Annotated in this window: 29 protein-coding genes; 6 read left to right on the plus strand and 23 right to left on the minus strand. The window is 61.4% G+C overall.

Annotation, left to right across the window (positions count from 1 at the left end; all coding sequences use genetic code 11):
* Window positions 1-39: 39 nt before the first annotated feature.
* Window positions 40-732, minus strand: a complete 693-nt coding sequence (locus tag J3P86_RS10500) for a hydrolase (RefSeq protein WP_434624534.1) — start codon at window positions 730-732, stop codon at window positions 40-42.
* A 157-nt stretch (window positions 733-889) separates the two neighbouring features.
* Window positions 890-1,594, minus strand: coding sequence for a pirin family protein (locus tag J3P86_RS10505; RefSeq protein WP_434624532.1), 705 nt, complete (start codon window positions 1,592-1,594; stop codon window positions 890-892).
* Window positions 1,595-1,774: 180 nt separating this feature from the next.
* On the opposite strand from J3P86_RS10505, the gene J3P86_RS10510 reads away from it, so the two are divergent.
* Window positions 1,775-2,701 (plus strand): LysR family transcriptional regulator, encoded by a 927-nt coding sequence (locus J3P86_RS10510; RefSeq protein ID WP_434624530.1) that lies wholly within the window; start codon window positions 1,775-1,777, stop codon window positions 2,699-2,701.
* 341 nt (window positions 2,702-3,042) lie between these two features.
* Here J3P86_RS10510 and J3P86_RS10515 read toward each other — a convergent pair whose 3' ends face one another.
* The 5 genes from J3P86_RS10515 to J3P86_RS10535 form a co-directional block, all read right to left on the minus strand.
* Window positions 3,043-3,315 (minus strand): hypothetical protein, encoded by a 273-nt coding sequence (locus J3P86_RS10515; protein ID WP_434700153.1) that lies wholly within the window; start codon window positions 3,313-3,315, stop codon window positions 3,043-3,045.
* A 147-nt stretch (window positions 3,316-3,462) separates the two neighbouring features.
* Window positions 3,463-4,203, minus strand: a complete 741-nt coding sequence (locus J3P86_RS10520) for an HvfC family RiPP maturation protein (RefSeq protein ID WP_434700154.1) — start codon at window positions 4,201-4,203, stop codon at window positions 3,463-3,465.
* The gene (locus J3P86_RS10525) at window positions 4,196-5,047 is read right to left on the minus strand and encodes an HvfB family MNIO-type RiPP peptide maturase (protein ID WP_434624523.1); all 852 of its coding nucleotides are present in this window, start codon (window positions 5,045-5,047) and stop codon (window positions 4,196-4,198) included. The genes J3P86_RS10520 and J3P86_RS10525 overlap by 8 nt, the downstream gene beginning before the upstream one ends.
* A gap of 66 nt (window positions 5,048-5,113) precedes the next feature.
* Window positions 5,114-5,578 carry an HvfA family oxazolone/thioamide-modified RiPP metallophore gene (locus J3P86_RS10530; RefSeq protein ID WP_434700155.1) on the minus strand — a complete coding sequence of 155 codons (465 nt, stop codon included), beginning with the start codon at window positions 5,576-5,578 and terminating at the stop codon, window positions 5,114-5,116.
* 230 nt (window positions 5,579-5,808) lie between these two features.
* Window positions 5,809-6,432, minus strand: coding sequence for a DUF1349 domain-containing protein (locus J3P86_RS10535; RefSeq protein WP_434624519.1), 624 nt, complete (start codon window positions 6,430-6,432; stop codon window positions 5,809-5,811).
* 78 nt (window positions 6,433-6,510) lie between these two features.
* Here J3P86_RS10535 and J3P86_RS10540 point away from each other — a divergent pair, with 78 nt between their 5' ends.
* Complete coding sequence (locus J3P86_RS10540; RefSeq protein ID WP_434624517.1) at window positions 6,511-7,233, plus strand: DUF2268 domain-containing putative Zn-dependent protease; 723 nt, start codon at window positions 6,511-6,513, stop codon at window positions 7,231-7,233.
* Window positions 7,234-7,346: 113 nt separating this feature from the next.
* Here J3P86_RS10540 and J3P86_RS10545 read toward each other — a convergent pair whose 3' ends face one another.
* The 10 genes from J3P86_RS10545 to J3P86_RS10590 form a co-directional block, all read right to left on the minus strand.
* Window positions 7,347-7,886 carry a hypothetical protein gene (locus J3P86_RS10545; RefSeq protein ID WP_434652667.1) on the minus strand — a complete coding sequence of 180 codons (540 nt, stop codon included), beginning with the start codon at window positions 7,884-7,886 and terminating at the stop codon, window positions 7,347-7,349.
* A gap of 448 nt (window positions 7,887-8,334) precedes the next feature.
* Window positions 8,335-9,414 carry a protein-glutamate methylesterase/protein-glutamine glutaminase gene (locus J3P86_RS10550; protein WP_434700156.1) on the minus strand — a complete coding sequence of 360 codons (1,080 nt, stop codon included), beginning with the start codon at window positions 9,412-9,414 and terminating at the stop codon, window positions 8,335-8,337.
* 2 nt (window positions 9,415-9,416) lie between these two features.
* Window positions 9,417-9,914, minus strand: coding sequence for a chemoreceptor glutamine deamidase CheD (gene cheD / locus J3P86_RS10555; protein WP_434624511.1), 498 nt, complete (start codon window positions 9,912-9,914; stop codon window positions 9,417-9,419).
* Entirely contained in the window at window positions 9,911-10,747 is an 837-nt protein-coding gene (locus tag J3P86_RS10560; protein WP_434624509.1) for a CheR family methyltransferase, read from the minus strand. Before J3P86_RS10560 ends, cheD begins: the two co-directional genes overlap by 4 nt.
* Window positions 10,744-11,280 (minus strand): chemotaxis protein CheW, encoded by a 537-nt coding sequence (locus tag J3P86_RS10565; protein WP_305495396.1) that lies wholly within the window; start codon window positions 11,278-11,280, stop codon window positions 10,744-10,746. Before J3P86_RS10565 ends, J3P86_RS10560 begins: the two co-directional genes overlap by 4 nt.
* A gap of 39 nt (window positions 11,281-11,319) precedes the next feature.
* Window positions 11,320-12,978, minus strand: coding sequence for a methyl-accepting chemotaxis protein (locus tag J3P86_RS10570; protein ID WP_434700157.1), 1,659 nt, complete (start codon window positions 12,976-12,978; stop codon window positions 11,320-11,322).
* Between the two features lie 32 nt (window positions 12,979-13,010).
* Window positions 13,011-15,116: a chemotaxis protein CheA gene (locus J3P86_RS10575; protein WP_434700158.1), complete on the minus strand. Its 2,106-nt coding sequence runs from the start codon at window positions 15,114-15,116 to the stop codon at window positions 13,011-13,013.
* Between the two features lie 39 nt (window positions 15,117-15,155).
* A complete protein-coding gene (locus J3P86_RS10580) occupies window positions 15,156-15,440 on the minus strand; it encodes an STAS domain-containing protein (RefSeq protein WP_305495393.1) in 285 nt (94 codons plus the stop codon).
* A 15-nt stretch (window positions 15,441-15,455) separates the two neighbouring features.
* Entirely contained in the window at window positions 15,456-15,824 is a 369-nt protein-coding gene (locus J3P86_RS10585) for a response regulator (protein WP_042730627.1), read from the minus strand.
* An 11-nt stretch (window positions 15,825-15,835) separates the two neighbouring features.
* On the minus strand, window positions 15,836-17,167 hold the full coding sequence (locus tag J3P86_RS10590; RefSeq protein WP_434700160.1) for a methyl-accepting chemotaxis protein: 1,332 nt from the start codon (window positions 17,165-17,167) through the stop codon (window positions 15,836-15,838).
* Window positions 17,168-17,456: 289 nt separating this feature from the next.
* On the opposite strand from J3P86_RS10590, the gene J3P86_RS10595 reads away from it, so the two are divergent.
* Together J3P86_RS10595 and J3P86_RS10600 are read left to right on the plus strand one after the other, a co-directional pair.
* Window positions 17,457-18,803 (plus strand): MATE family efflux transporter, encoded by a 1,347-nt coding sequence (locus J3P86_RS10595; RefSeq protein WP_434568917.1) that lies wholly within the window; start codon window positions 17,457-17,459, stop codon window positions 18,801-18,803.
* A 168-nt stretch (window positions 18,804-18,971) separates the two neighbouring features.
* Complete coding sequence (locus J3P86_RS10600) at window positions 18,972-19,637, plus strand: HAD family hydrolase (RefSeq protein WP_434700162.1); 666 nt, start codon at window positions 18,972-18,974, stop codon at window positions 19,635-19,637.
* A 134-nt stretch (window positions 19,638-19,771) separates the two neighbouring features.
* Here the strand turns inward: J3P86_RS10600 and ppnN are convergent, their stop codons facing one another.
* Window positions 19,772-21,145 carry a nucleotide 5'-monophosphate nucleosidase PpnN gene (ppnN, locus tag J3P86_RS10605; RefSeq protein WP_434700163.1) on the minus strand — a complete coding sequence of 458 codons (1,374 nt, stop codon included), beginning with the start codon at window positions 21,143-21,145 and terminating at the stop codon, window positions 19,772-19,774.
* A 215-nt stretch (window positions 21,146-21,360) separates the two neighbouring features.
* On the opposite strand from ppnN, the gene J3P86_RS10610 reads away from it, so the two are divergent.
* Together J3P86_RS10610 and J3P86_RS10615 are read left to right on the plus strand one after the other, a co-directional pair.
* On the plus strand, window positions 21,361-21,897 hold the full coding sequence (locus J3P86_RS10610; RefSeq protein ID WP_434700164.1) for a DUF3087 family protein: 537 nt from the start codon (window positions 21,361-21,363) through the stop codon (window positions 21,895-21,897).
* Between the two features lie 88 nt (window positions 21,898-21,985).
* Window positions 21,986-22,738, plus strand: a complete 753-nt coding sequence (locus tag J3P86_RS10615; protein WP_434700165.1) for an OBAP family protein — start codon at window positions 21,986-21,988, stop codon at window positions 22,736-22,738.
* A 223-nt stretch (window positions 22,739-22,961) separates the two neighbouring features.
* On the opposite strand, the gene J3P86_RS10620 is transcribed toward J3P86_RS10615, so the two are convergent.
* The 5 genes from J3P86_RS10620 to modC all read right to left on the minus strand — a co-directional run bounded on the left by J3P86_RS10620 (window position 22,962) and on the right by modC (window position 26,682).
* Entirely contained in the window at window positions 22,962-23,273 is a 312-nt protein-coding gene (locus tag J3P86_RS10620; protein WP_434700166.1) for a hypothetical protein, read from the minus strand.
* The gene (locus J3P86_RS10625; protein ID WP_186614672.1) at window positions 23,251-23,430 is read right to left on the minus strand and encodes a general stress protein; all 180 of its coding nucleotides are present in this window, start codon (window positions 23,428-23,430) and stop codon (window positions 23,251-23,253) included. The genes J3P86_RS10620 and J3P86_RS10625 overlap by 23 nt, the downstream gene beginning before the upstream one ends.
* Before the next feature lie 229 nt (window positions 23,431-23,659).
* Window positions 23,660-24,223 (minus strand): ATP-dependent Clp protease proteolytic subunit, encoded by a 564-nt coding sequence (locus J3P86_RS10630; RefSeq protein WP_039592957.1) that lies wholly within the window; start codon window positions 24,221-24,223, stop codon window positions 23,660-23,662.
* A gap of 135 nt (window positions 24,224-24,358) precedes the next feature.
* Window positions 24,359-25,396: a DNA topoisomerase IB gene (locus tag J3P86_RS10635; protein ID WP_434695001.1), complete on the minus strand. Its 1,038-nt coding sequence runs from the start codon at window positions 25,394-25,396 to the stop codon at window positions 24,359-24,361.
* Window positions 25,397-25,602: 206 nt separating this feature from the next.
* Window positions 25,603-26,682, minus strand: coding sequence for a molybdenum ABC transporter ATP-binding protein (gene modC / locus J3P86_RS10640; RefSeq protein WP_434624489.1), 1,080 nt, complete (start codon window positions 26,680-26,682; stop codon window positions 25,603-25,605).
* Window positions 26,683-26,684 lie beyond the last annotated feature (2 nt).

The raw sequence follows: 26,684 nt of genomic DNA on the forward strand, positions 1-26,684 counted from the left end.
AGCTATCGCGCATGCGCGATAGCTCCTGTCACCGCAGGCTTACTCGGCTGGGTTGGGGCCGATACGCTCGCCGTGCTTCACCCGTTCCGGAGCCTTGTGCACCATGGTGTAGGCATAGTCCACTCCCATGCCGTAGGCGCCGGAGTGATCCCTTACGATCGCCATCACTTCTTCATAAGTCTCTTTGCGTGCCCAATCCCGCTGCCATTCGAGCAGCACTTGCTGCCAGGTCACCGGCACCACACCGGCCTGAACCATGCGATCCATGGCGTATTTATGCGCTTCAACCGAAGTGCCACCCGAGGCATCGGCCACCATGTAGATTTCATAGTCAGTGTCGCGCAAGCAGGACAGCGCGAAGGTGGTGTTGCAGACTTCGGTCCACAGGCCAGCAACGACGATCTTTTTGCGACCGGCAGCGGCGGACTTCGCCAAGGCGTCGCGAACGTTCTGATCGTCCCAGGAGTTCATGGAGGTGCGCTCGAGGATGTCGTTCTCAGGGTACACCGCCAGTAGCTCAGGGTAGGTATTGCCCGAGAATCCGTCGGTTTCCACGGTGGTGATGGTCGTAGGGATACCGAACGCCTTGGCGGCCCTGGCCAGCCCCACGACATTGTTTTTCAGCACTTGCCGGTCGATCGACTGCACGCCGAAAGCCATCTGCGGCTGCTGGTCGATGAAGATGAGTTGGCTGTTTTGTGGGGTCAGTACTTCTAGCAACGTGTTGGACACGGTGGGGCTCCTTTAACGATTAACTATGGGTTCGAAAGCGGCGGTGTGCGCGGCTGCCTGAGCAGCACTCGGCCCGTCCCGGTGAGCCAAAGCGTCGCCGGTCCCGGCTGGATGCAGGGGACGCCGCAAAGTCCACCTGATTATTGAGACCTTTGATTCAGCTGGCGGCGTCTACCAGCAGTATTTCGGCATCCTCGCGGGCGGTAATGCGTATGCGCTGCTCATCGTGGATGGCGGCGCCATCGCGCGCCTCGAGCACAAGGTTGTTGACTTTGACGCTGCCCGTGGCTGCGACCAGGTAGCCAAAATGTTTGTCGTCGGCGAAGTGGTATTCGATCGTTTCGCCGGTTTTCAGCGTTGCCCCCAGCACCCGCGCGTTCGTACGGATGGGCAGCGCATCTTCATCGCCTTCGGCGCCGCTCGCCAATGCTACGAACTGGCCGGAACGGTCGCCTTTCGGGAACGGCTTGGAGCCCCAGGAGGGTGGATCGCCTTTCGTGTCAGGGGTGATCCATATCTGAAAGATTTTGGTGATACCCGCCTCCAGATTGTATTCGGAGTGGCGAATACCGCTGCCTGCGCTCATCACCTGCACGTCGCCCGCCACGGTGCGACCCTTGTTGCCAAGGTTGTCCTGATGAGTGATGGCGCCCTCGCGGACGTAGGTGACGATCTCCATGTCCGAATGCAGGTGCGCCGGGAAGCCTGAGTTCGGGGCGATCGTGTCGTCGTTCAAGACCCGTAAAGCGCCCCAATTAAACCGCGTTGGGTCATGGTATTCGGCGAAAGAAAAGTGATGCCTGGCATCAAGCCAACCGTGGTGAGCACCACCGAGGCTGTCGAAGGAACGGCGTTCGATCATCCTGCTCTCTCCAGGTCGGGTGGGATGTCCTGGAATGACTATAGCCAGCTTGGAGCGAGGGGAGAATGCAATGAATGGAAAGTCATCCTTTCCGGTTTCACTGTTCTATGATGGCCCGTTTCATGCCCATGATGGTGCCTCGTATGGGATCAATGTGATCGGACTATTACCAGGAATGCCATGAAGAAAATGCCGGATCTCGAAGCCTGGGCTATATTCGCCAAAGTGGCGGAAGCAGGCTCCTTCGCCCGTGCGGCGGCCGATCTCGGCCTGTCGCAGGCGACCGTCTCCAAGGCCGTTACGCGCCTGGAAGCCCGCATGAAGACCATGCTGTTCCATCGCACGTCACGGCAGATGTCGTTGACCGAGAGCGGGAACGCTGCGCTGGAACGCGCGTCGCGCATTCTGGCCGAGGGTGAAGCCGTCGAGGCTGAGGTCATAGAGCAGTCCACTAGCCTGCGCGGCGTGATCCGCTTGAGTGCCCCGATGTCGTTTGGCGTCTCACGCCTGGCGCCATTGTTGCCAGACTTCATGGCACAACATCCCGATGTGGTGCTGGATATCAGCTTCAATGACGAAATAATTGATCTGGTCGCTCAAGGGTTCGACCTGGCCCTGCGGATCTCGACCCTGAGCGACTCCAGTTTGCTGGCTCGGCGCCTGTGCACCGTGCGCATCCTATTGGTCGGCACTCCTGCCTACTTTGAACGCCATGGACGTCCCGACCATCCGCGGGATCTGATCAAGCACCGTGCGTTGCAATACAGCAATTCGCTCGGCGGCACTGGCTGGCGCTTCAGGCACAAACGGCATGGAGAATTTACCCAGGCAATGCCCGCCCCTTTACAGGCCAACAATGCCGAGGCACTCGAACCAGCCTTGCGGGCGGGACTGGGCATTGCGCTGCAGCCGGAGTTTCTGGCCTGGAAGGATCTGGAATCGGGGCTGTTGGAAACGGTGATGGAAGACTGGCAAGTAGAGCCGATCGCGCTGCACATCGTCACCCCTCCGGGGCGCAGCCGCCCAGTTCGCGTGCAAGCACTCATTGACTACCTGGCCGATCACCTGCGCAGTGCTCCATGGGCGCAAACGGGCGAAAAGGTGTAGTGAAAGGCCACCGACCTCGTGCGACGCTGTACTGACCTGAAAGAAATACCACCCACTGATAGGTGAGTTGTCGCCCGACTCCGCGTGGTTTATCTGCGGTCTAATCGGGATACCGGGTTTTTTCTCGCGAGCATTGGAAACTCGACTGCCCAGGCTTGGCGGGATTGATCGACGGATGACTGCTTCACTACGCAAACTGCCCGTTGCGAGTGGCTGCTTCTGGCCGATTGCTGCCGTTCAGTACTCTCCAAAATGCGCCGCGGCGCCAAACGCAGAACTTTCTATTACCCCATTCGTTCATCTGGGGCAAAAAACGGGCGCCACCAACGCCCGTTCTCCCATCACCCCTCAACCGCCTCCTGAAGCCGCCGCCCAATCACCTCCAACAAATCACACCCATCCCTTAGCGGAATCGCCAGCAACTGCGCGAAATCCGAAAGCACTACCGTATCGCTACCAATCTCGGCACGAAACGCAATATTTTCCAAAACCTGTGTCACGACCCGAATACGGTAATCAGCCGTAGCATGCAGAACATCAAGCGGTGCCTGGCTATCAATCAGCAGCGAAGCCGGGGTGCAGTCGATGCCGGTGATGGGGACGTATCTTTCCATGGGATTGCTCCGATCAGATTAATGGGCTGATCCGATCGCAGGTCGCCAAACCTGATCGCTCTTCAAGGCGACGCAACCGACTATAAGTTCAAGTACCCGTCAGGAACAGGTGACCATTTCCGAGAGTCGCGTAGGAATTATCACAACTCACCCCCAACGCGTCCCCAACACAATCCCCCGCGCCTTGAACCCTTCAAGCGCCGCCACCCCCATGGGCATCAACTCCCGCACCGACACTCCTGCCATCTCAGCCAACGCAACCAGATGCTCCCGCCCACTGCGCCGATGTTCCATCAGCGACGCCAACAATGCGTAAGCCATCGGCGCCAGCCGCGAAAACGTCACTTGCCCTTCGCGCCGCTGCAACAATACCAACGTTGGGGTCGCAGGCTTTTCGGTGGGTTGATGATCCGGCCCGATGTCGCACACCGGCCATTCATAGGCATGTGCCTGCGCGAGTCCGGAAACCACGGGCGTGCCTTCCATCAGATCGCCGTGGGGATTGTGTGACGGCTCCACCGCATCGCTCAGCAGCAGGGCGCTTTCGCTCCATTCGTGCTGGGCGAGTTCGGGCAGCCATGGTGGGAGGTCGTGCAGATCCTCGTGTTGTTCCAGGTAGGCGACAAACTCACCGGCAAGCTGCGTGAACAGTGGCGTCTGGCAGCGGTAGTTGGCGTAGAAGTCGTGGACCAGTCGTTGCCAGTCGGCGCGCGGCAGGGTTTGGTGGATGACTGGGAAGCTGGCGGCGAGCAGTGATTCGATGTTGCCGATGAACAGTTGGCGGTAGATGGCCAGGCGTCGTGCTTCCAGCCCGGGTGGGGGCGGGTGGTGGGGGTGGCGGACGTAGTTGGCCATGCAGTTGAGTTGGTCGAGCAGTTGTTCAGGCATGGCGGGCCTCCGGGGTTGCTGGGCAGGCGAGTTGTTGCAGCTGTTTGATCTGCCCTACCTCGGCGAGCAGTTCTGTCAACGGCGGGAAGTTGAAGTCGCGTTCCAGCAATGTCGGCACCGGTCCGAATCGTTGGTAGGTCTGGTACAGAAGCGTCCAGACGTCTTGCTTGACGGGCGCGCCGTGGGTGTCGATTTTCAGGTCGTCGGCTTCGTCGTAATGGCCGGCCACGTGCAGGTAGCTGACGCGTTGCGCGGGCAGGGCGGCGAGAAATTTCTGAGCGTCGTAGCGGTGGTTGATGGCGTTGACGTAGAGGTTGTTGACGTCCAGCAGCAGGTCGCAGTCGGCTTCTTCGAGGACTGCGGTGATGAAGTCGATTTCGCTCATGGCCTGGAAGGGCGCGGCGTAGTAGGAGATGTTTTCCACGGCGATGCGCTGGCCCAGTAGGTCCTGGGTCTGGCGTATGCGCGCGGCAACGTGGTGCACGGCTTCTTCGGTGAAGGGGATCGGCAAGAGGTCGTAGAGGTGGCCGCTGGCGGAGCAGTAGCTCAGGTGCTCGCTGTAGATCGCCACGCCGTAGCGATCGAGAAAGCGGCGTGTGCCCCGCAGCAGGTCGAGGTCGAGAGGTTGTGGGCCGCCGAGGGACAGGGACAAGCCGTGGCAGGTGATGGGGTGTCTTGCGGCCAGTTGATCGAGTTGTTCGGCGTAGACACCGCCGACGCCGATCCAGTTGTCCGGCGCGCATTCGAGGAAATCCACCGCGTTCGGGGCCATTTTCAGCAAGTCGCCAAGCATGGCGCGACGCAGGCCGAGCCCGGCGCCGTTGGGTGAAGTGAAGGTGCTCATCGCAATTCTCCAGGGATGGCCAGACCCTCCCGGTGTGAACCGCCGGGAGGGCGCGGGCAAAGGGCTTTATTCCTTGGCTTGGCTCATGCGGGTGAACAGCTCGGTGGGCACTTTCTTGCCATTGGCGGTGTATTGGCCGGTGCGATATTTGTAGGTTTCCGCTTCGGACAGGTAGCCGTCGTGGTTGCTGTCCATCTTTTCGAACTCGGCTTGTTCGGTCGGCGCCACGCTGAGGAATTCCTTCAGCGACACGCGATCATCTTTGTCGGTATCAGTGCGGGCGAAGGACGCGTCGCCACATTTGCCTTCACCGCATTTGCCTTCGGCCTGGGTGACTTTTTTGCCCGCTTCGGCGGCGCCGCATTTGCCTTCGCCGCACTTGCCTTCGGAGGTTTTTTCCGCCGAGGCCAGTTGATAACCCTGGGGCAGGGCGTCGACCGCGAAAGCCGACTGGGCGAGGCTCAAGCCGCCGGACAGGGCAAGTGCGGCAAGGGCGAGGCGAGCAGTGTTCGAGTTTTTTGTACGGGTCATGAGATTTCTCCAGATAAGAGCTGTTTGGCCCCTGGCAACGTTGCGCGGGGCGTGTGCCGTGGCGGCGTCACGTTGCTTGCCCGGTGCTGGGCACGTCGGGTCGAAGCAAGGCGCGACTGGCCTGTTCGGACGGGGCCATTTGGCGCTTGTCGTGTATCTGGGATGTGTCGTGCGGCGGTGTGTTTGTATTGCTGTGTGTCGCGGATACAGAGCGCTGCAGGGGGCCGCGCTCAGGTCAGATCATGCAAGTCCTTGCCCAGCGCAGGCCCGAGCGTCCAGTCGGAAAAAGCGACTTTCAAGCCGCCGCGCTTGGGGCTGCACGCCATCGGGCCGACGCGGTAGGTCGGTGCGATGGGAAACGGGCATAAGCGCACCAGCGGCCAACGAAGTCCATCGGCGGAAACCTGCAAGCGCAGTACGCCGTTGGCGACCGTGGCGCGCATCCAGAAGTCGTTGGGATCGGCGGTGTACGGGCTGGTCGCCCAGTCGGATTGTCCGTCGGTGAGTACGCTGCCGAGCATGGCCTGGCCGTCGCTCAGTTCGATCCCGGCCTTGACCCATTGGCGTTCGTTGATGCGGACCATCAGGCCGGCCTGGTCGTACAGGGCTTCGAAGGTGCCTTGGATGCGTAGTTGGCAGGTGAAGCTGGGTGGGGCTTCGACGCCGAGGAAATGGCCGCTGTCGTGGGTGAAGCCGTAGTGGGTTTCTCGCCAGAAGTCGGTAGCGTTGTCGGTTTCCAGGTGCAGGGAGTCTGTTGTGGGCGCGGAGTGGATTTTCGGTTCGTTCAGCCATGAGCCGTTTAGCAGGCTGAGGGGGTGTGTATCGTTCTTGATGTTTTGATCAGGCGTGGTCATTACGAATCCTTCTGTAAGCTTCGCTGTAGAAAGCTGGGGGACCCCGGGGACCTATTGATCCTCAGGATAATCAACGATATGACTGATCGGACGAAAAGAAAGCACAAACCCAATGAAAAAGGAGAGTTGATGGACGCATGGACGTTGCACTGGCTAGAAGCCTCGGGGAGTCTGGCTGAGTTTCGCAAGGAGCTGGTTGGTGAGTTCGAAACCGCTTATGAGGCCTTGGCTTTTCGGATGGTCCCGCCCCGACTTGATGTCCTGGTCCAGCGGTTGCCGGGCGAAACCATTCCGGAATTGGGCCTGGTAGGGCGAGCGTATCGAAGCTCGATGTTCAGCATGACGCTTGATCCAGATAATCCCAACTTCATTCCCAGCCTGCGCGCTGGCGCGCTACATCGTCAGATTATCCATGAGGTCCATCATTGTCTGCGCATGGCAGGGCCGGGCTATGGCTGGACGTTGGGCGAGGCTTTGGTGAGCGAAGGACTTGCCGGACAGTTCGTCCGATATCTGCTCAACACCGATCCAGAGAGTTGGGAGCGGGAAGTTGGCTCAACTGAGCTGTTGAATTCGCCGGTTGGGCTGCAAGCACTTGAATCGAGTTATTACGATCACAGCGAATGGTTTTTTGGTAGTGGGGACAAGCCCAAATGGCTGGGGTACTCGCTGGGCTACGAGATGGTGGGGTGTTGGCTTGCGTCCAGGCAGGAGGTAGACATTTTTACTTGGGTCAACGTACCTGCAACCGACATCATCGCTGCAGCGCTTGAGCGAGGTCTGATAACGGCGACTTCTTGAACGACCGCATGAACGGTTTCTCCACGATCGGTTGAAGCTCTTACCGAGCCGCTGGTGGGGTGGGGCCGCTGCGCAGCCCAGCGGGAGCAAGCTCCCTCGCCACGGTTTCGTGATTACTTCTTGACCGAATAATCCGCCCCCCAGACCCGTACGGCACTGATCGCCTCGTTCATGCCTTCGAAAACGAATTTCTGTCGTACGGCGATCTTCGGTGGGACGGTGACTTCGTCGGGGTTGTCCAGACCGGTGAGGCGGTTGGCGTAGCCGGCCTGGTCGATGGCCAGCAGGGTGCCGGTTTGTCCGAGGTTGATCAGGCGCAGTTGGGTGTCGGTGCTGTTCTTGAAGCCGAGGGTGATGGTGACGTTTTCTTCGCTGGGCTCAAGCTTCAGCACTTCGATGGTGATGCGGTCTTTCATTTGCTCGCCGGAGGAGATGATCGCGGCGCCATCGGTGCCCTGGACCGACTCGCGCCCGTCGAGCACGCCTTCGCTCACACCGCCCAACAGGTTCTTGCCTGCGGTTATGAACGACGAGACCGCGGATTTGGTCGAGTCCTTGATGACGCTTTCCGCCGGCTCGCCCTCGGCCAGGCACAGAGAGCTGATCAGAAGACCTGAGACGAGGAGGGTAGCGCGTGACGGCAGAAGGGGCATACCTGAATCCTTTAGGGTGGCTTGCAGCACGCCCGTTGAATGGGCGTGCGGCATGATAGCCGGGATCATGGCGTACTTCTGCAGTTCTGGCTTGGCGGGTTTCTGGCTTTATGCGCTGATCCGCATTTTTTGGTTGCAGGTGCGTCTGTAACGGTATCAGGTACCGCTCCACAATTCGGCAGTGCCGCAATGACTCTATTGGGAGAATGCTCATGGCGAAGATGGCGATTTTTCTGGGTGGTTTTCTGGCGTTGACGTTGCTGATTGGTGTGCTGGCGACGATCTCGCCTGTTTGAAGCGTTTTCCCTGTGGCGAGGGAGCTTGCTCCCGCTGGGGCGCGCATCGGCCCTGAACCCTGACGACTCGATATTGAGAGATGCTTTCGAGTATTTGGGGCCGCTGCGCAGCCCAGCGGGAGCAAGCTCCCTCGCCACGGGGCAGGCGTTGTTCAGCGATGCAATATCACCTGCGCAATCTCCTGCAACGGCATCACCCGCTGCGCGGCGTTGAGTTTGATGGCTTCCTTGGGCATGCCGAACACCACGCAGCTGGCCTCGTCCTGGGCCACGGTGGCGCTGCCGGCGTCGAGCATTTCCTTGAGGCCGCGGGCGCCGTCGTCGCCCATGCCGGTCATGATGATGCCCGTGGCATTGCGGCCGGCGAACTTCGCCACCGAGCGGAACAGCACATCCACCGACGGGCGGTGGCGATTGACCAGCGGGCCGTCCACTACCTGCACGTGATAGAACGCGCCGCTGCGGGTCACCATCATGTGTTTGCCGCCGGGGGCGATGAGGGCCAGGCCCGGGTGGATGCGGTCGTTGTTTTTCGCTTCGCGCACTTCGATCTGGCAGAGGCTGTTGAGCCGCGCGGCGAAGGATGCAGTGAATTTTTCCGGCATGTGCTGGACGATGACGATGCCCGGACATACCCGCGGCAGGGCGGTGAGCACCGCTTCCAGCGCCTGGGTGCCGCCGGTGGAGGTGCCCATGGCCACGATGCGTTCGGTGGTCTGGGCCATGGCATGGCCGTTGGCGGCGGGCAGCATGGCGTCGGCGGTGAGTTTGGTCGCCGGCGTCAGCGGCGCCGCCGGAGCCGGGCGCTTGCCCAGGTTGCGGACGTTGACCTGGGCGGCGGCGCGGATGGCGGACACCAGTTCCGGGGCCGATTCCAAAAGGAAGTTCTTCAAGCCGCTGGTGGGCTTGGTGATGATTTCCACCGCACCGGCGGACATGGCTTGCAAGGTGGTTTCCGCGCCTTTGGGCGTCAGCGACGAGCAGATCACCACCGGGGTAGGCCGTTCGCTCATGATTTTTTTCAGAAAAGTGATGCCGTCCATGCGCGGCATTTCCACGTCCATCACGATCACGTCGGGCCATTCCTTCGCCAGTTTGTCCATGGCAAAGATCGGGTCGGAAGCCGCACCGATGACGTTGATGTCCGGCGTGTCACTCAGGATCGCCAGCAATACCTGGCGGACCACGGCGGAATCATCCACCAGCAATACGTTTATTTTTTTGCCTGACATGGTTAGTGCAGGGTCCTTATCGGTTGGTGCCTGACCCAGACGTCGCCCGTGCAAAGGTCGAAAATGATGCTGCGGTGGCCGGTGCTGCCCATGTCCTGGGCGATCAGGTCCAGGCGATAGAGCGCGGCCATCTCCAGCGCCGCGTTGACGTTCGACCGCGCCACATCGCCGAATGCCACATGGCGTTGCAGTTCGGGAAACATCTCGCCGCCGCCGAACAGCTTGAGCTGGTATTCCTCGGGCTCGGTGTGATGGGCCCGGGCCTGACGGACGAACAGTTCGATGGCTTCATCGGCGTACATCCCGTTCAACGCGGTGGAGCACCGCACCCGGCTGGGCAACATGAAATGGCACATGCCGCCGATCTTGCGCTGCGGATGCCAGAGCGTGATCGCCACGCACGAGCCGAGGATCGTCCGCAGCCGGGTCGGGCAGGTCGCAAAGCGAAACTCTCCCGGCCCGAGGTAGACCTCCGCTACCTGCTTCATCGCGGCGCTCATGGCTTGCGATAAATCGAAGGGGCGACCAACTTCAGCGCATCGGACACGCCATTGAGGCTCTCCGAATGGCTGACGATGAAATACCCGCCGGATTTGAGCCGAGGGATCAGCCGCGCAACCACTTTGCTTTTGGTGGGCTGGTCGAAATAGATCATCACGTTGCGCAGAAAGATTACGTCGAACTCCCCCAGCTCCGGCAGGGTGTCGTTGAGGTTGACCTGGATGAAGTTGACGCGGTTGCGCAGTGCCCGATCGATGAGCATCGTGCCTTGCTGGCTGCCGGTGCCCTTGAGGCAATATTTCACCAGCAACGGATGGGGCAGGTTGCGCGCGCGCTCCATCGGGTAATGCCCGGAACGGGCCTTGGCCAGCACCTGGGTGCTGATGTCCGAACCGATGACTTCCCATGGCGTGGTGCCCAGGCTTTCGGCCAGGGTCATGGCGAGGCTGTAGGGTTCCTCGCCGGAGGAACTGGCCGCACTCCACAGGCGGAAGGTCTTGCCCGGCGTCGCGTGGGGCAGCACATGGTCGCGAAGAAAGTCGAAGTGCTTGGGCTCGCGGAAAAAATAGGTTTCGTTGGTCGTGAGCAGGTCCAGCGCCACCTGCAATTCGTCGCTGCGCTGGCCGCTCATGATCAGCTTGAAATATTCGCCATAACTGTCCAGCTCATAGTGCTTGAGGCGTTTGAACAGCCGCCCGGCCACCAGGGCTTTCTTGGCTGGCGACAGGTTGATGCCGGCGGCCTGGTACAGCCAGTTTTGGAACTGGCTGAACTCCCGGTCGCTGAGGGCCATTGAATTCACTGTGCGTTCCTTGCAAGTGTCTGTGCTCATGAGGCTGGCGCTTCCAACGCAGCGGGGCTGGCCTGGGCGAGTTCGGACATCTCGTCGATGGACAGCACCCGGTCGACCTCCAGCACGATGACAAACTTGCCATCGACCTTGGCCATGCCGCTGATGAAGTCGGCGCGGATCTTCGCGCCGAAACTCGGCGGCGGCTCGATCTGCGAGGCCGGGATCTCCAGCACCGCCGACACCGTGTCCACCAGCAGGCCAATATCCTGGGCCTGCCCGTCGGCGCTGGCGGCCTCGATGATGACCACGCAACTGCGCCGGCTGATGGCGGAATTCGGTCGGCCGAAACGAGCCGACAAGTCCACCACCGGCACGACCGCGCCACGCAGGTTGATCACCCCGCGCACGAAGGCCGGCATCATTGGCACGACGGTGAGGTTGCCGTACTCGATGATTTCCTTGATGCACAGGATGCCGATGGCGAACATCTCCGTGCCGAGCATGAACGTCAGGTATTGCGCTTCTTCCTCGACCGCGCTGACGGTCTGACGTGTGGTCGCGATGGCGCCCATAGCTTTTTCTCCTTTAGGCAAGCCTGTGGAACCGGGCCATCAGAACCGGGTGAATTCCGATTCGTCCGGCGCGCTGGCCATGTTGTAGGCAAACGCCTTGGGCATCACCGGTGCCGGTGTCCGTGCCGGTTTGCGGCTGGACGGACCTGGGGTGTTATCGACCCTGGCGCTCTGCATGGCGGACTTGGCGGGCGTGTCCAGGGTGAAGAAGCTCATGGCCTGTTGCAGCTGTTCGGCCTGGCTGCTCATCTCTTCGGCGGTGGCGGCCAGTTCTTCGCTGCTGGAGGCGTTCTGCTGGGTCACCTGATTGAGCTGGGTCATGGCGGTGTTGATCTGCGCAACGCCGGCGGCCTGTTCTTCGGACGCGGCGCTGATTTCCTGCACCAGGTCCGAAGTCTTGTTGATGGACGGGACCATTTCGTTGAGCAGGTTCCCGGCCTTCTCCGCCATGTCGACACTGCTGGACGACAGCTCGCCGATTTCCTGGGCGGCAACCTGGCTGCGCTCAGCCAGCTTGCGCACTTCGGCGGCGACCACCGCGAAGCCTTTGCCGTGTTCGCCGGCGCGGGCCGCTTCGATGGCGGCGTTAAGCGCCAGCAGGTTGGTCTGGTAGGCGATGTCGTCGATGATGCTGATGCGCTGGGCGATTTTTTTCATCGCCACCACGGTCTGCTGCACCGATTCGCCGCCGTCGGTGGCTTCCTTGGCGGCCTTGCTGGCCATGCCGTCGGTAACCTTGGCGTTCTCGGTGTTCTGGTTGATGCTGGCGCTCATCTGCTCGATGGAGGCGCTGGTTTCCTCGACGCTGGCCGCCTGTTCGCTGGTGGCCTGGCTCATCGATTGCGCGGTGGCGCTGACTTCTTCGGAAGCGCTGGCGAGATTGTCCGCCGCGTTGCGCACTTCACCGATGATGTGCGAGAGCTTGCCAACCATATTCTGCATGGCATTGAGCACCATGCCGGTTTCGTCCTTGGAGCCGGCTTCGATTTTCGCGTTCAGGTTACCTTCGGCCAGTTGTTCGGCGACGGCGGCGGCCTGCTTCAGCGGACGGGAAATAATTCGCGAAATGAACAGCGCCAGACCCAGGCCCACCAGCAGGGCGGCAGCCAGCACGGCGATGATCGACAGGCGTGCATTCTCATACAGCTGGGTGCCGTGTTCGCTGGCGGCGCCGGCACCGACGTCGTTCAGTTCCACGAGTTTTTGCAGGTCGCTTGTCACCAGGTCGAACTGGCGTTTGGACTCGCCCTTGAGCAGCGCCATGGCTTGCTCGGTCTGGTTCTGCCGGGACAGCGCGAACAGATCCTTGCTGACCACCAGGTAAGCGGCCCAGTCGTTGCGGGTGGTTTCGAACAGTTGACGGTCTTCGGCGGTGGAGAGCAGTTTTTCATAGGTGCCGAGACGGGTTTCGAAGGCCTTTTTCGCTTCGTCGGCTTCCTGCTCCAGCGTTACGCGTTCTTGCTCGGAGTCGGCGGAAATATGACGGTTTTCCTTGAGGCGAAAGCTCGCTGCGTAGAAGCGCATGCCCGAGGCGGCGCGCATGGACGGCATCCAGTTCTCGCGGATCTCGGTGGTGGTGCCGTTCACCTGGCCCAGCTGGTGGATCGAAAACACGCCCATGACGGCGGTCAGCGCCAACACCACGAGGAACGAGGTGATCAGTTTGGTGGCGATTCTAAGGTCGTAGAACCATTTCATTGGGGAATACCTCTCCATGGAGTGTTGAAGCGTCAGCGAGCGTTGGCTTGTTGTAATGGGGTCGGGTTGTAGCGGTTTTCTGTTTGTGCGATCTGGGTGAGCAGGGCAGGTACGTCGAGAATCAACGCCACCGCACCGCTGCCCAGAATGGTCGAGCCGCTGATGCCGCGCAGTGCGCCGAACAGCTTGCCCAAGGGTTTGATCACGGTCTGGAATTCACCCAGCAGGTCATCCACCACCAGCCCGGCCTTGAGTTCGGCGTAGCGCACCACCACCACGTTCTGCCGGCGCGAGGCCGGGCCTTCGTGATGGAAATGATCGCGCAGGTACACCAGCGGCAGCACTTCGCCGCGCAGGTCGAGGTAGCCTTGTTCGCGACTGGCGACGCCATCGTCTTCGCTCAGTTCGATGCATTCCTGGACCATGTCCAGCGGAATCACATAGGTGGACTGGCCGATGCCGACGAGGAAGCCATTGATGATCGCCAGCGTCAGCGGCAGGCGGATGCGCACCACGGTGCCCTTGCCCGGTTGGCTGTCGAGGTCGACGGTGCCGCGCAGCAGGGTGATGTTGCGCTTGACCACGTCCATGCCCACACCGCGCCCGGACAGGTTGGTGACGGCCTGGGCGGTGGAGAAGCCGGGTTCGAAGATCAGGTTGTAGATTTCCTGGTCGCTCAGGTTCGCGCCGGCGGCGATCAGGCCGCGCTCGTGGGCTTTTTCCAGGATGCGGTCGCGGTTCAGGCCAGCGCCGTCATCGGCGATTTCCAGCACGATGCTGCCCGAGTCGTGGTAGGCGTTGAGGTGCAGGTGACCCTTGGCCGGTTTGCCGGCGGCCATCCGCGCCTCGGCGGTTTCGATGCCGTGGTCCATGGCGTTGCGCAGCAGGTGCATGAGCGGGTCGCCGATCTTTTCCACGACGGTCTTGTCCAGCTCGGTTTCCGCGCCGCTGATGATCAGGTCGATGTCCTTGCCCAGTTCCTGGCTGACGTCGCGCACCACCCGGCGAAAACGGTTGAAGGTTTCGCCGATCGGGATCATCCGCAGGCGCAGGGCGCCGTCGAGAATCTCTTCCACCAGCCCGGACACCGATGAGGTGGCCTCCTGCAACGGGTCGTTCTGGCACGTGCGGGCCAGCAGGCTGGCGCCGGCACTGGCGATCACCAGTTCGCCGACCAGGTTGATCAGCTCGTCGAGTTTGTCGGCATTGACCCGGACGTACGTGCCGTCCCTGCTCTTGCCGTCGCTGGTCACGGCCTGTTTGTCGGGCGCGACCTGGGCCGGCATGCGCGGGGTCTTGCGCTGGTCTGGCAGCAGCTCGCCGGTGGTGACCATGGCGGTGCTTTCTTCGCTGGCTGTCTGGGCGGTGGTGACCAAATCGGTGCTCGCCTGGGGCTCTGCCTCCGCCTCTGGCACGGCAACGATGTCGATGAGGCAATCTTCGCGAACAAAATCGAAGACTTCGTTGATCGCGGCATGACCGGCTGAGGAGCGAAACCCGATATCAAAACCCAAGTAGCAGGATTCGGCATCCCAGGCTTCGATAGCCGGCATCGCCTCAGTCAGCGTGGTGATCTCGACGATCTCACCGAGGGTCTGCAGATAGCGCAGGAACGACAGCGGGTCCATGCCATTGCGGAACACTTCCTGGCCAAAGCGCAGGGTGATGTGCCAGAGGCGCGCGTCGGTTGACTCGCTCGTTTCGGTTGCCTCTGCAGTAGTGGTTTCGGGCGCGGTCGGGGGCGCCTGGTATTCCTGGAGGATCTGGCACAATTCCATTTCCCGAGCCAGGGCAGGGGGCTGCAACGTCGAGCCCTGGTTGGCGACCACGTCGATCAGTTCCAGCATGTGATCGCCGGACTTGAGCAGCACCGCGATCAGGCCCGGGTCCACCGCGACGCTGCCTTCACGCAAGCGGTCGAGCACGTCTTCGACGATGTGGGTGAAGCTGACGATCGGCTCCAGGCCGAACAGCCCGGCCGAACCCTTGATGGTGTGGGCCGCGCGGAAAATTGCGCCGATGGCGTCATCGTCGGCGGGGTCGTTTTCCAGTTGCAGCAGCGATTCTTCCATCGCCTGCAACTGCTCTCGTGCCTCGACGATAAACGTTTGTTGTGCCTGATCGAGATTGATGCTCACGCTCATATCCTTTGTCGTGTCCGACGTGTCGCGGGGCCTCTAGGCAACGAGGTTGCACAGGGCGAGTGTCTCCGTAACGGCTTTGCTCTGGCCGGTCACCGTCAGTTGGGTCCCGGCCTTGGGTGCCTCGCGCTGAATCATCAGCAGCAGTTGCAGGCCGGCGCCGTCCATCTCGGTGATCTGCGACAGGTCCAGTGCCATGTTCGGCGTGGCCCCCAGCCGTGGCAGCAATTGTGCGGCCAGGTCGGCGGCGGTGTAGATCGTCAGCTCGCCGTCGATCTGCACCTGCGCGGTGTCATCTTCTGTTTCGTACAGCAGCGGCATCGAAGCCTCCGGCCATCAAGGAAGAATCAGCTTGGATACCGCCGCCAGCATCTGCGCCGGTTGGAACGGCTTGACCACCCAGGCCTTGGCGCCTGCGGCCTGGCCTTCCTGCTTCTTCGATTCCTGGGATTCGGTGGTGAGCATGATGATCGGCGTGAACTTGTAGCTGGCGAGCTTCTTGACCTCCTTGACGAAGGTGATGCCGTCCATGTTCGGCATGTTCACGTCGCTGATGATCAGGTGCACTTTCTGCCCGGTGAGCTTGCCCAGTGCGTCCTTGCCATCGCTGGCTTCGATCACGTCGTAGCCGGCACTTTTCAACGCGATGCCGACTACCTGCCGAACGCTCGCGGAGTCGTCGACAACCAATACACTTTTAGCCATGAACGGCTCTCCTAAAAGAAGGTTATTTCCTGTGAAGTCTTTTGCGCGGCCGAGTCGCCATGATGATTGCGGCGTTGCTCGTCGGTGGCGTAGGTGGTTTCCATGCGCGCCAGCCATTGGCGGGCGTCGATGGAGATAGCCTGATCGGGCGACTGGTTGGCCTGCTGTATGTGCACATGCAGGTCCTCCATGTTGTCGCGCACGTGGCTGAGGATCTGGCTGACCCGATCCTGGAATTGGAGATTGACCAGCACTTCGGTGAGCTCGTCGCGAATGCCGAAGCTTTCCCGTTGCAGCATGTCGGCCGAATCGGCGAGACGCTCGGTGACGCTTTTGAAGCGTTCCAGCACGCGCTGAATGCTGCCTTCGGACACGGCCACGGACTGGCTGTCCTGGTCGGCGCCGCTGGAGGCGGCCTGGACCAGTTGGGTGATGGCGGTATTGATGACGTCGACCTTGGCCGACATCTGTTGGCCGGTCTCGCTGGATTTGCTCGACAGTGCGCGCACCGCATCGGCCACCACCGCAAAACCGCGCCCGGCTTCGCCCGCCCGGGCGGCCTCGATGGCGGCGTTCAGGGCCAGCAGGTTGGTCTGGGCGGCAATCGCCGCGACATCGGCGGCCATGGTCCGCAGTTCGCCGGTGTAGGCGGTCAGGTTGCGGACTTGGGTCAGGGTTTCATCACGGCTGGCCTGGGTGGTTTTCAGCGAGTCGATGACCTTGACCAGTTCGCCTTCGCTCTGCGCCAGTACCTGGACGGCACCGCCACCGCCGCTGCCGGCCAACTCGCCGGCGGCCTGTTGCGAGGCTTGCACGGTCTCTTCGAGGCGCGAAGAGATACCGGTGAAGCGGCTGGTCAGCGAGACGATTGCGGTTTCAGTCTGCTGGCGTGAGCTTTCGACTTGCTTGGCCCAGATCGGCATCGCGCCGAGGATCACTTCGTTGAGCTGCGCGCTGGCTTTATGGGAAACATGACCGGCGGCTTGCAACTCGTGGCGGGTGATGGCCGCGGCCGTCGCCTCGTCGAGTTGAAGACGTTGTGAACGCGCGCCCCAGATGCCGACGGCCACGCCAAGAACCACCAGCACGATGCTCAAACCGATGCTCTGTGTGCTCGCACCGTTAAGTGCCAGCACGCCAACGCTTGCGGCGATGGCCACGATCAAGGCGTGCCAGAGAATGCGTGGTTGGGTTTTGGCGGGGGAGTGGTCGTGGGAATACGACGTCATGGTTCGGTCCTTGAACAGTGTTGCTGACAGGATATTTGCTAATGACTGGTTATCTGCAAAGCCGACGCGGTCTTGAGGACCAGTCGTCCGGTTTCGATAAAAATAATGGCACATTGCTATCTAAGAATAGACGAATTCGGTGAATTGTCGAGGAGGCCTGACGATCTGGAGCCGTACAAACGTGGCGAGGGGATTTATCCCCGCTGGGGCGCGAAGCGGCCCAAAAAATGGGCCGCCTGGACCTAACCGACCCGCACGCCCTTGAAATCTTGGGGCTGCTTTGCAGCCCAGCGGGGATAAATCCCCTCGCCACAATAGTGACCGCCAGTTGATTCGCTGAAACACAATGGAAGGATTGAGCTAAATTACCCGGCATTGATTTCGAACCTGCCATCGAGCCCCCATGCCTGCCCAGCCACTCTGGAAAACCTACCTGCTGTTCCTGGCCCCCATGGTCCTGTCCAATTTCCTCCAGTCGATGTCCGGTACGCTCAACAGCATCTACATCGGCCAGATGCTCGGTACCCAGGCTTTGGCGGCGGTGTCGGGGATGTTTCCCATCGTGTTTTTCTTCATCGCCCTGGTGATTGGTCTGGGCGCGGGGGCGGGCGTGTTGATCGGGCAGGCCTATGGCGCCGGCGAGACCGGAACGGTGAAGGCGATCGCCGGCTCGACGTTGCTGTTGGGGGCGATCATCGGGTTGGTGGCCGCGGTGTTGGGCAGCGTCTTTGCTCGCGAGGCCCTGCAAGGGCTCGGCACGCCCGACGATGTGCTCGAAGATGCCATTTCTTACGCGCGGGTGATGATGTGGATCCTGCCGATGCTACTGGTGTTCGTGCTCTTCACCCAGCTGCTGCGCGGTGTGAGTGATACCGTCTCGCCGCTGCTGGCGTTGCTGGTATCCACCAGCGTCGGGATGCTGCTGACGCCGGTGCTGATCCGTGGCTGGCTGGGATTGCCACAGATGGGCATCCAGAGCGCGGCGTGGGCGGGCCTGGTGGGTACCGCATCGGCCATGGCCATGCTGGCGTGGCGCCTCAACCGGCGGGCGCATGCCTTGGCGCCGGACCGCGCGCTGTTCGCCGCGATGCGCCTGGACCGGGATATTCTCGCCAAGGTGCTGCGCATCGGCTTGCCGACAGGGTTGCAGATGGTGGTGATTTCGTTGTCGGAGCTGGTCGTCCTGGCGTTGGTCAATCACCACGGCTCCCAGGCCACGGCCGCCTACGGCGCGGTGACGCAGATCGTCAATTACGTGCAGTTTCCGGCGCTGTCGATCGCCATTACCGCCTCGATCCTCGGCGCCCAGGCCATTGGCGCCGGACACCTGGAACGCCTCGGGCCGATCCTGCGCACGGGGCTGTTGATCAACGTCTGGCTGACCGGTGGCCTGGTGCTGCTGGGGTATCTGTTGTCCCACTGGCTGCTGGGGCTGTTCATCACCGACCCGGCGGCGCGGGTCCAGGCCGAGCACCTGTTGCACATCATGCTCTGGAGCCTGCTGGTGTTCGGCTTCCAGGCCATCATCGGCGGCATCATGCGCGCCAGCGGCACGGTGCTGGTGCCGGTGGCGATCTCGATCTTCTGCATCATCGGCGTGCAAGTGCCGGCGGCCTACCTGCTGGACGCGCACTTCGGCCTGCAAGGGGTGTGGATGGCGTTTCCGGTGGCTTACCTGAGCATGCTGATTTTGCAGGCGGTGTACTACAAACGGGTCTGGCAGCATCAGCGGATCGAGCGGTTGGTGTAATCGCCCGCCACTTAGCCCCTGTGGGAGCGAGCTTGCTCGCGATAGCGTCGGCACATTCAGCATCGATGCAGGCTGATCCACCGCCATCGCGAGCAAGCTCGCTCCCACAGGTTCGGGGCACGACGATGTTACAGTGGCCGTCATCCACCCTTCATCATTGAGGATCCGATGCCTGTCAGTCTCCCCACCCCCATCGCCTACCGCGCCTTCCTCTTCGACATGGACGGCACGCTGCTCAACTCTGTCGCTGCCACCGAGCGGATCTGGACGCGCTGGGCCATGCGTCATGGCCTGGACGTGGCGACATTCCTGCCGACCATCCATGGCGTGCGCGCTGTCGACACCGTCGCCCGCCAGAACCTGCCGGGCGTGGATGCCCAGGCCGAGGCCGCGCAGCTCACCGTCGAAGAAATCGAGGACGTGGAGGGCGTGGTCGAGGTGCCCGGTGCGCTGGCGTTTCTCAAAAGCCTGCCGCCGACGCAATGGGCAATCGTCACCTCGGCGCCCATGGCCTTGGCTTTGCGCCGCATGGAAGCAGCCGGGATTGTGCGCCCGGCGGTGATGGTGACTGCCGAAGACGTGAGCGCCGGCAAGCCAAACCCCGATTGCTATCTACTCGCGGCGCAGCGCTTGCAAGTGAAACCGCAGGAATGCCTGGTGTTCGAGGATGCCGAAGCCGGTATCAAGGCCGGCGAGGCCGCGGGCGCGGACGTGGTGGTGGTGACGGCCACGCACACGCATCCGGTGGTGACGTTGCACTCGCAGATTGAGGATTACCGTGGGCTGAGCGCCACGGTGGAGGGCGGATTAATGCACCTTCCAAACCACCGCTAAACTCCTGTGGGAGCGAGCTTGCTCCGGGCGGCGATCCGACGATAGCGTTCGTTCAACCAGCACTGATGCTGGATGGACCACCGCCATCGCGAGCAAGCTCGCTCCCACATTGGATCTGCGGTGATTCGATCAGGTCAGGTCACCACGCGATAGCACGGCACATACGCCGCGCCGCCCGGCAGTTTCATCCGGTGCTGGGCGACGAAGGCCTGCAGCAGGCGGTCAAGCGGTTCCATGATGGCGGGATCGCCGTGGATCTCGTACGGGCCGTGTTCTTCGATCAGGCGGATGCCCTTGTCCTTGACGTTACCGGCGACGATCCCGGAAAACGCCCGGCGCAGGTTGGCGGCCAGTTCGTGGGGCGGCAGGTCGCGGCTCAGGCCGAGGCTGGCCATGTTGGCGTGGGTCGGGTCGAACGGGCGCTGGAAACCTTCGTCGATCTTCAGCAGCCAGTTGAAGTGGAACGCGTCGTTGCGCTCGCGGCGGAACTGCTTCACTTCTTTCAGGCCTTGGGTCATCTGCCGCGCCACTTCAGCCGGATCGTCGATGATGATCTGGTAGTGCTTCTGCGCGGCTTCGCCCAGGGTCGCGCCGACAAAGGCGTGCAACTGGTCCAGGTACGGCGCGGCGCTTTTCGGCCCGGTGAGCACGACCGGGAAGGGCAGGTCCTGGTTGGCCGGGTGCATGAGGATGCCCAGCAGGTAGAGGAACTCTTCCGCCGTACCGGCGCCGCCCGGGAAGATGATGATGCCGTGGCCGACGCGCACGAAGGCTTCCAGGCGCTTCTCGATGTCCGGCAGGATTACCAGCTCGTTGACGATCGGGTTCGGCGCCTCGGCGGCGATGATGCCCGGTTCCGTCAGGCCCAGATAACGCCCGCCATGGATACGCTGCTTGGCGTGGGCAATGGTCGCGCCTTTCATCGGGCCTTTCATCACGCCGGGGCCGCAGCCGGTGCAGATGTCCAGGCTGCGCAGGCCGAGTTCATGGCCGACTTTCTTGGTGTATTTGTATTCTTCGGTGTTGATCGAATGACCGCCCCAGCACACGACGATTTTCGGTTCCACGCCGGGACGCAGGGTGCGGGCGTTGCGCAGCAGGTGGAAGACGTAGTCGCTGATGCCCTGGGATGAGCTCAGGTCGATGCGCTGGCTGTCCAGTTCGTTCTCGGTGTAGACGATGTCGCGCAGGGCGCTGAAGAGCATTTCCCGGGTGCTGGCGATCATCTCGCCGTCGACGAATGCATCGGCCGGCGCGTTCAGCAGCTCCAGGCGCACGCCCCGGTCCTGCTGGTGAATGCGTATCTCGAAATCCTTGTAGGCTTCGAGGATGGTCTTGGCATTGTCGACATGGGCGCCGGTGTTGAGGATAGCCAGGGCGCACTGGCGGAAAAGATCGTAGATGCTGCCGGAACCGGCTTCGCTCAGTTGCTGGACTTCGCGCTGGGACAAGGTCTCCAGGCTGCCCTTGGGGCTTACCGAGGCGTTGATTACATGTCTTTGAGTCATTCAGCTTTCCTTGAAAACGATGCCGCGCGCACGACGGCGGCATCTTTGAAAAAACGTCCACGCAGGAAGATCGCACGATCCTTGCGGTATCGCCATGGACTTTGATCCGGGTCCTTCGGGTCGGTGCAACACAAATGAGCCCCAGCATAGCCAAATCGACCGGGGAGGCGATAATGCGCGAGTCTTTTCACGCCACACAAGGAAAATGCGACGCGATGTTCGAGATCAAACCGTGGGACGCCGTGACCTACCGGCAGCAGACCCGCCGCAGCACGCTCATCCTCGCCTTGGTATTCCTGGCCTTGGCGATGCTGCTATCGAGCCTGGCGGTGATGCTGTTCGGCACACCCGGGGGCGATAATTTTCGCTTCAACGTGGGCGGGGTTTTCGCCGCCGTGCTGCTGATGGCCGCGCTCATGCGCGGGTATTTCTGGCAACAGCCGTGGATGGCCGCGGCGGTGTACGGCTGGCAGCTCAAGCGCAGCCTGATGAGCGTTACCAACGTGATGCACCAGGTAAAGGCTGGGGTGCAGGCCCAGGATCCGGCGGCGATGAAGCTGCTGCGCTTCTATCATTTGGGCCTGGCCCAGATGCACCTGCTGGATGCCAACTCCAGCGACCAGGCCTCGTTGAATCGCGAGGCCGATGAACATCTGCAGAACATGCAGGCGCGCGGTCTGGACCCCGAGCAGTCGCGCCTTGACCCGGCCTGGATCGGTACCGTGAAACAGGCCTATAAGGCCCGCGATTAGCGGCCGCTCGTCGGTTGCCCAGGTGAAAAAATCAAACCCGGGTGAACGGGCGCCTTTCTCATGAACAGTCATGAAAAGGAGAGTCGAGATGCTTGGAAAGATCACTCATGGAACCTGGGCCATGCTTTGCGTGGCAACGGTGGGGTTGGCAGGCTGCGCGGGCGGTAACAGCCATTCACCGGTGGACGCGCCAGGAGCCGCGAAGAGCCCGACCACCGCGACGCTGGAAGCCGGGGCGGGGCTCATGCAGAACAAACCCCCGTTGCAAGCGCTGGACACCTACCTGGATGGCTTCCATTTCTACAACGGGCGGATGTCCGGGCAAATGGAAGCGCATCACTACTGCACGGCACTGAACGAAGAAGTGTTCCAGTGCGCCATCTTTGATGCCAACACCGCGAACGCCAAGCTCATGGGCGTGGAGTACATCATCAGCAAGCGCTTGTTCGAGGGCTTGCCGGCCAGCGAAAAACAGTTGTGGCACAGCCATGTGCATGAGGTGAAGTCCGGGCAACTGATCGCGCCAGGGATTCCCGAGGTGGCGGAAACCCGTTTGATGAAAAACCTTGTCAGCACCTACGGCAAGACCTGGCACACCTGGCACACCGAACAGGGCAACGCGCTGCCTTACGGTGTTCCGCAACTGATGATGGGCTTTACCGCCGACGGCCAGATCGACCCTCAGTTGGTGCGTGAGCGCGACAGCCGGATGGGCATCTCCAGCGAAGAGAAAAAACGCGCCCGCGCGGCAATCGAAGCGCCGGCAATCGATCCCGGGGCGGATGCCTGGCAGAAGGGGCAGGTGTGGCAGATCAAGGACCCGACGGGGCATGCTCATTAAACGCGAATTTGCCGAATATGCTTTTTTGTGGTGAGGGGATTTATCCCCGTTGGACCGCGAAGAGGTCCCCAGGCTATTACTCCGATGAGTAACTATGAGGGGATATGAGGGCTGCTGCGCAGCCCAGCGGGGATAAATCCCCTCGCCACAAGGTGCTGTGTTTAATAATTAAGCAGGGGATCGAGTTTGCCTGAAGCTTTGAGAGGGGGGCTATATCTAGCAGTCAAGGCTGTTTGAAGTGCCCCGGAACATTATGTTCCGTTTCGTTTGGCTTGGTTCTTTTCTGAACTTGGACGTCACTGATCCTGACGCTTTTCAATTCGGTGAAGGTCACTCTCAAGAGTGCCTCGGCTTCTTCGGTGCTCAGGGTCTCGGTGTCAGCCGCCAGCACCCGGTTATCGGGCTGGCCGTCGGCAATGAAACTGACAATGAATCGGTCCTGGCTCATGCATGACCTCGACAGGTTTAAGCGCCAGGGCGCAGCAATGCTACGCCCCAACGGTTTTTCCGGGTTACGATTTTCTGCCGCCGCCATGGCTGCGTTCGCCACCTTTCTTACCGGCTTCAGAGGCTTTTTCCCGGTCGTTGGCAAAGTTTCCGCCGGAAGCATGTCCGCCTTTCTTGCCGGCTTCGGATGCTTTCTCTCGGTCGTTTGCGAAGTTACCTGGGTTTTTGTTTCCGCTATTAGCCATTTCGAGAATCCTCATTTTGGTTAAGCGAGTAAAACGTGCCTCGCAGTACTGTGAAAGAAATCTGCGGATGGAAGTTTAAAAAAAACGTTTCGCTGGCGACGAACGGTATCAACTAAAGAATTAACGCCTGGGTAACTTATACAGCCGTCTCGCTTGAACTTGTACAGCATCGATTTAATTAATAAGGCAAGCGGCGGCAAATTGTATTTATTCATCATCAAAGGAGTATTCAGTCCTCGCCGCCGCTGACTTTCCAGTGTTTCGCCTCGGGCGCAAACACCACTTGTTCCACCCGGTGCGCGATGCCGAAAGCCAGCGAATTTTCCGCCGGTATCACTCGCTCCTCGGCGCACAGGCATTTGAAGATATCCAGTTGCGTGGCGGCGCCGGCGGTTTCCTTGACGTAGATCTCCACGTACCGCGCCACGTCGTTGTCCAGACTCGAGAGGTATTCACGCAAGCGCGAGTGATCCACCGATTTCTGGCCGAAATACCAATTCATCGGGTGTATCAGGAAGCGTGAATGTGGGGTGGTGGTGCGGTCGCTGGCGGCCAGGTACATGACGATGCCCATCGACTCGATGTTGCCGGCATTCACCGCGCGCACGGGCACCGGAAGGGATTTGATAAAGGTATAGAGGGTGAAACCGAAATTGGTGCTGCCGCCGACAGTAGAGAGGTTGAGCATCAGCGAGTCGGCGCCTTTTTCAATGGCTTCCAGGCAATTGTCCCGGAAGCGCTCGGTGGTTCCCTGGTCGATCTGGCAATGGAAATGGACGATGTGTTCGGACATCTGAAACTCCTCTCGACTTCACGCGTTGACGAGTCTGCGGATCAGCGGCTCTGTACAGTTGGGAGTCCGCCGGCTGTCGGATGTTCCACTTCCGTCACGCGCTTGTTCAGGTCCTGCTAACAGCGGTCGCTTCGCTTAGCAGGCTTCGACGGCTTGGGCCATGCGCTGCAGGAACATCGTCAGCGCGGCTTCTTGCGCACTGAGTCCTTTGCGTACGCGAGGCTTGGGCAGTTCGCTCAGGATGCCGCCCATGAAGCCTTCCAGCACGGCGGGGTGGATGTAGCATTTGCGACAGACGGCAGGCGTATTGCCCAACTGCCGGGCAACCTGCCTGACCATTTCGGCAACGTGTCGCTTGGCTTCGGTCTCGGTTTCCCACTGCAATGTGCGCAGTCCGTCCAGCGCCGCCGCGCTGCCTGCCCAGGTGCGGTAGTCCTTGGCCGTGAAATCGGCGCCGGTGAGTGTCTTGAGGTAGGCGTTGATGTCCGAAGACGTGACGGCGTGGCGCTCGCCGTGTTCGTCCAGGTACTGGAACAGGTTCTGCCCGGGAATTTCCTGGCAACGCTTGATGATCCGCGCCAGGCGTCGGTCCTTCACGGTGATCTGGTGTTCAACGCCGCTCTTGCCACGGAACTGGAAAGCGATGGCGCTGCCGTTGACCGCGACATGCTTGTTGCGCAGCGTGGTCAGGCCGTAGGAACGGTTGTCCCGGGCGTATTGGCTATTGCCGACGCGGATCAGCGTGACGTCGAGCAAAGTGATGACCGTTGCCAGGACTTTATCGCGGCTGAAACCGGGCGTGGCGAGGATTTCCTCGAGGCGTTTGCGCAGTCGCGGCAGGGTGCGGCCGAATTCGAGCATGCGTGAATACTTGTCCGCATCGCGCACTTCGCGCCAGCGCGCATGGTAGCGGTATTGCTTGCGCCCTCGGGCGTCGCGTCCGGTGGCCTGGAGGTGGCCGCGCGGGTCAGTGCAGATCCACACATCGGTGTAGGCCGGCGGAACGGCCAGGGCGTTGATCCGCTGGATTTCGGCGGGGTCGGTAATGCGCTGGCCCGACGGGTCGAAGTAGCAGAACTTGCCCCGCAGTTTGCGGCGAGTGATGCCCGGGGCGGTGTCGTCGACGTAGTGCAGATCAGCCGGGAGTGCATCGGGCGGCAGGGTGTCGGGCATGTTTGTTCCTTGGCGATGAATTCGAATGGCCTGTGAATTGATTGACCGCCGCCCGTTGCGGTCGTGCCGAGTTTCTTATGTCGGCACAGTCCAGTCCCCTGTGGGAGCGAGCTTGCTCGCGATAGCGGTTTGTCTGACACGGGAATGTTGGATGTACCGGCCCCATCGCGAGCAGGCTCGCTCCCACAGGGGTTGTGTTGATAGTGCTACGCCAACACCGCCACCGCCTTGATCTGCGCCCACAACATCTGCCCCGGATGCAGCTTCAACTGATCCCGGGAATACCGGGTAATCCGCGCCAGCAACGGCGTGCCAGCGGCCTCCAGCCGGATCAGTACATGAGCCGCGTTGTCGCCCGCCAGTTCGCTGACGACCGTCACCGGCAGGCGATTGAGAATGCTGGTCTGTGCATCGTTCGCCAGGCTCAGGCTGACATCCCGCGCCTGTACCTTGAAGCGCAACGGCCGGCCGACAGCCATCGGCTGATGGGCGACACGCACCTGGAGCTGGCTGTCGGGCAACGTCAGGGTAAGTAGCTGGTATTGCGGGTCATGGGCGCTGACGTTGCCCTGGATCACCACGCCCGCGTCATCGCCCTGGGCCAGTGGCAGGTCGAGCCGCGCCAGGGTTTCGGCGATCGGCCCGCTGGCCAGGGCGCGCCCGGCATCGAGCAGCACGATGTGATCAGCCAGGCGCGCGACTTCGTCCTGGGAATGGCTGACGTACAGCACCGGGATGTCCAGTTCATCGTGGAGTCGTTGCAGGTAAGGCAGGATTTCGTTTTTGCGCCGCGTATCGAGGGCCGCCAGTGGCTCGTCCATCAGCAGCAGTCGCGGGCTGGTCAGCAAGGCGCGGGCAATGCCGACGCGCTGGCGTTCGCCGCCGGAGAGGTTATGGGGTTGCCTGTCGAGGAGGTGACCGATGCCGAGCAGTTCCGTCGCGTGGTTCATGTCCACGCGCCGTTGCGCCGGTGCTACGCGCTTGAGGCCGAACGCCAGATTGTCGCGCACCGACAGGTGGTCAAACAGGCTCGCCTCCTGGAAAACATAGCCCAGCGCGCGCTGATGAGGTGGTACGAATACGCCGCGCTCACTGTCTTGCCAGACTTCGCCATTGACCTCGATGAAGCCCTGGGAGGGTCGCTCCAGGCCGGCGATGCAGCGCAGGCAAGTGGTCTTGCCAGAGCCGGATTCGCCGTACAGCGCCGTCACCCCACGGCCAGGCAATTGCACGTCCAGGTCGAGGAAAAAGTCGCCGTGGTCGAGTTGAAATCTTGCCTGGATCATCG

Origin of the sequence: Pseudomonas sp. D1-1 (assembly GCF_051132225.1) — a bacterium.
Classification (GTDB): domain Bacteria; phylum Pseudomonadota; class Gammaproteobacteria; order Pseudomonadales; family Pseudomonadaceae; genus Aquipseudomonas.